A 3,621-nucleotide genomic window follows, 5' to 3' on the forward strand; every position below is an offset into this window, starting at 1 on the left:
GGCCCAGCGCTCGCCCACGATCTCCAGGGCGCGCGTGACGCCGTCGTACTGCCCGTACCCGCGTGCGGCCACCGCCCTCAGGCCTGCTGCTCCGCGAGGGCCTGGGGGCCCTGCTCGGCGGCGGCCGGGTCCATCCAGCCGAACTCCAGGACGTTGCCGTCGGGGTCGGTGAGCTGGCGCTGGTACATGAAGCCGTGGTCGGCGGCGGGGCGCGGCTCCGAGCCGCCCGCGGCGGTGCCGGCGGCGACGGCCGCGTCGACGTCGTCGCGGCTGTCGAGGAAGATCGCGGTCGCCACCGACGGGTTCACGGCCGGGTCGCCGATCGGCAGGTCGGTGAAGGTCTGGAAGAACTCGCGCGTCAGGATCATGAAGTAGCTGTGGCCGTCCTCGACGACGACGCAAGCGGCGTTGTGGTCCGTGAACAGCGGGTTGATGGTGAACCCGAGCGCCGTGTAGAACGCCTTCGCGCGCTCCAGGTCGGTCACCGGCAGGTTGACGAACATCGCGGTCATCGTGTTCTCCCTCTCGCGGTCCCGGTGCGTGGGCGGTGTTCACGCTTGCAAAAAGCAAGTGGTCCGTCAAGACCCGCAGGACCGGGGGTTTCAGCCCGCGACGGGGGTGCCCTGGTGGTACAGCACCTGCCAGCCCGCGGGGGTCCGCCGCCAGATCGTCGCCCTCCGGGTGAACCGCCCGCCCTGGCGCAGCAGGTAGGTGAGCAGGTACGTGCCCGGGCCCAGTTCCCGGCAGGCGAACCCGGACGTCTCCCAGGGGCCGCCGTCGTCGCCGTCCTCGGCGCGGCGGCGCAGCACCTCCAGCACGTGGCCCCGGGAGTAGCACCGGCCCGACGCACCGACCTCCCAGAACCCCGGGTCGACCTGCCGCTCCAGGTCGTCCGCGCCCGCGCCCGGTGCGGGCCGGTGGAACAGCGGCTCGCGCTCCCGCAGTTCCGCCAGGACCGGCAGCAGCGCGGGGTCGGTGCCCGCGACCTCGTCGGTGCCGGCGGCCTCGTCGCCGGCGGCGGTGGCCCCCGGGGAGGCCTGCGGCGTCCAGACGTAGGCCGTGACCGTCGTGACGGCGGTGAAACCGAGCCGCTCCAGGACGGGCCTGCTGTCCGCGGACGCGTCGACCTGCAACCAGCGCACCCCCCGCTGCGCGGCGAGGCGGGCGCGCGCCGCCACCAGGGACCGGTAGACGCCCCGGCCCCGCCACGCGGGGTGGGTCGAACCGCCCCACAGGCCCGCGAAACCGGAGCCGGGTTGTTCCACCAGCCAGGCCGCCGCGACCACCTCACCGTCCGCCTCCGCGGTGAACACCGCCGCCGGTGGGACCGCCGCGGTGCAGGCCGCGCGCAGGTCCGCGACGAGCCAGCCGCGGTCCTCGCCCCACACGAGGGATTCCAGGGCCGCGACGCGCACCAGGTCGGCCTCCTCGCACACCTGCCGCAGCACCACGCCCGCGGGGGGCTGCGCGTCCAGCCCGAGCACGTCGGCCACCTCGGCGACGAGCACCGTCTCGGGTTCCTCGGCGACGAACCCGGCGCGCAGCAGGCGCTCGGGCAGGTCGGCGGGCAGGTCGTGGGAGCGGTGCTTCCACTCCACCGCCGTGCCGCGGGCGGCGAAGACGTCGCGCTGGCGCTCGATGAGCGCGTCGACCGCCGGGCCGTCCAGCCGCAGGTCCGGCGGGGTGCACAGGAAACCGCGACGGCGGTCGTGGACGCGGACCAGCGGGTCGTCCACCTCGATGAGCGTGCCCGGGGGGAACCCGTCCACCTCGGTGGTGCGGCACAGGGCGTCGTAGGCGTCCAGCAGGTCAGCGGCGTCGGGCACCGCCCGACGGTAGCGCCGCGGGCGGCGGAAAACCCCCTGGGCAGCGCGCGCGACCGGGCGTAGCGTTCCGGGCGCACGTTCCGGGGGGACCGTGCACACCGCGCGGCGGGGGCCGCGCGGCACCACCGGGGGGGAAACCGATGACGTTCGAAGGATCCACGCTGCCCGCGCGCACCCGCACGGCGGGGGCCGGGGAGGGGACGGGCACCACCAGGCGCGGCCTGCTCGGCTGGGCCACCGCGCTGGGCGGGGGCGCGCTGCTGACCGCGTGCGGCACGGACGACGCCCCGGTGGTGCCAGGTGCGGCGCAGCAGCGCCCGGAGGAGATCACCGACCCGGACGAGGCGCTGGAGCTGCTGCGGCAGGGCAACGCCCGGTTCGCCGCGGCCCGCGCGCAGCACCCCGACAGCACCCCGGCGCGCCGCCGGCAGGTCGCACGGGGCCAGCACCCGTTCGCGATCGTGCTGTCCTGCGCGGACTCCCGCGTGCCGCCGGAGCTGGTGTTCGACCAGGGCCTCGGGGACCTGTTCGTGGTGCGCACCGCCGGCCAGGTCCTCGCGCCGCCCGTCCTCGGCAGCATCCAGTACGGCGTCGAGCACCTGCACGCCCCGCTGCTGGTGGTGCTCGGGCACGAGAGGTGCGGTGCGGTGAGCGCCACGCTGGAGGCGGTGGAGAAGGGTTCCGGGCCCTCGGGCACCGCGATCGACTCCCTCGTCGACGCGATCCGCCCGGCCGCGGAGCGGGCGCTCGCCGGCACGGACGAGGCACACCGGCTGGCGGAGGCGGTGCGCCTGAACGTGGGCGACGGCGTCGCGGCCCTGGCCGCGGACCCGCTGCTGGCGGGAGCCGTCGAGGCGGGGCACCTGCGCATCACCGGCGCGACCTACGGCCTGGACGACGGGGCGGTCGCGTTCCTCTGACCGGCCCCGGGTGCGCGGCGTGTGGTGACCGGGCCCGGGGCCGGTCACCACACGCCGAGGTGGTCCAGCAGGATCCGCACGCCGATGAGGATGAGGACCAGGCCGCCGACGATCTCCGCGGGCCCGCGGAACCGGGCCCCGGCGCGGTGGCCGATGAGCACCCCGGCCAGCGAGACGGCCGCCGTGACGACCCCGATCGTGACGGCGGCCGGGGCGATGGCGACGTCCAGGAACGCGAAACCGACCCCGACGGCCAGGGCGTCGACGCTGGTGGCCACCGACAGCACGAGCAGCTCGCGCAGCCCGATGTGGTCCTCGTCCTCCTCGTCGTCCTCGCCGGCGGACAGGGCCTCGTGGAGCATCTTGCCGCCGATGAGGGCCAGCAGGCCGAACGCGACCCAGTGGTCGACCTCGGCGATGTGGTCCTGCAGCCGCACCCCCACCAGCCAGCCCAGCACCGGCATGAGGGCCTGGAACAGGCCGAACGAGACGGTGATGGCCGCGGCGTCGCGGACGCTGAGCCGGCGGATGTGCAGGCCGCGACCGAGGGCGACGGCGAAGGCGTCGGCGGAGACGCCGAGGGCGATGAGCAGCAACGTCCAGGTGGACACGGGCGGTGCGGGCCTTCCGGTCGGGTGGGGGGCGGGAACGGGCCCCCTCGCCGCTGCCAGCGTGCCACACGTCCCGCGCCGCCCGGTCGCGCCCGCGGGCCGACCGACCACCCCGACCACCGCCGACCACCGCCGACCACCGCCGGGCGCCTCCCGCGCCGCCGTACGCTGACCCGCGGGAGGTGCCCATGTCCGAGACCCGCGGCCGCGCCGTGACGATCACCGAGATCGCGCGCGCGGCGGGGGTGTCCGTGCCGACGGTCT

4 protein-coding genes are annotated in these 3,621 nt (G+C 76.1%); 1 reads left to right on the forward strand and 3 read right to left on the reverse strand.

Translation table 11 applies throughout. From position 1 onward, the window contains the following. Positions 1-77 precede the first annotated feature (77 nt). A complete protein-coding gene (locus ABEB16_RS09210; RefSeq protein WP_345711960.1) occupies positions 78-512 on the reverse strand; it encodes a VOC family protein in 435 nt (144 codons plus the stop codon). A 90-nt stretch (positions 513-602) separates the two neighbouring features. After that, positions 603-1,826: a GNAT family N-acetyltransferase gene (locus ABEB16_RS09215; protein ID WP_345711961.1), complete on the reverse strand. Its 1,224-nt coding sequence runs from the start codon at positions 1,824-1,826 to the stop codon at positions 603-605. A 140-nt stretch (positions 1,827-1,966) separates the two neighbouring features. Here ABEB16_RS09215 and ABEB16_RS09220 point away from each other — a divergent pair, with 140 nt between their 5' ends. Next, positions 1,967-2,746, forward strand: a complete 780-nt coding sequence (locus ABEB16_RS09220; RefSeq protein WP_345711962.1) for a carbonic anhydrase — start codon at positions 1,967-1,969, stop codon at positions 2,744-2,746. A 44-nt stretch (positions 2,747-2,790) separates the two neighbouring features. On the opposite strand, the gene ABEB16_RS09225 is transcribed toward ABEB16_RS09220, so the two are convergent. Continuing rightward, complete coding sequence (locus ABEB16_RS09225) at positions 2,791-3,357, reverse strand: manganese efflux pump MntP (RefSeq protein WP_345711963.1); 567 nt, start codon at positions 3,355-3,357, stop codon at positions 2,791-2,793. Positions 3,358-3,621: the final 264 nt, after the last annotated feature.

It is taken from the genome of Kineococcus glutinatus (genome assembly GCF_039542765.1).
Classification (GTDB): Bacteria; Actinomycetota; Actinomycetes; order Actinomycetales; family Kineococcaceae; genus Kineococcus_A; species Kineococcus_A glutinatus.

Coding starts and splice junctions, on each gene's coding strand:
- ABEB16_RS09210 (WP_345711960.1), bottom strand. CDS start 512: ATGACCGCGATGTTCGTCAACCTGCCGGTGACCGACCTGGAGCGCGCG.
- ABEB16_RS09220 (WP_345711962.1), top strand. CDS start 1,967: ATGACGTTCGAAGGATCCACGCTGCCCGCGCGCACCCGCACGGCGGGG.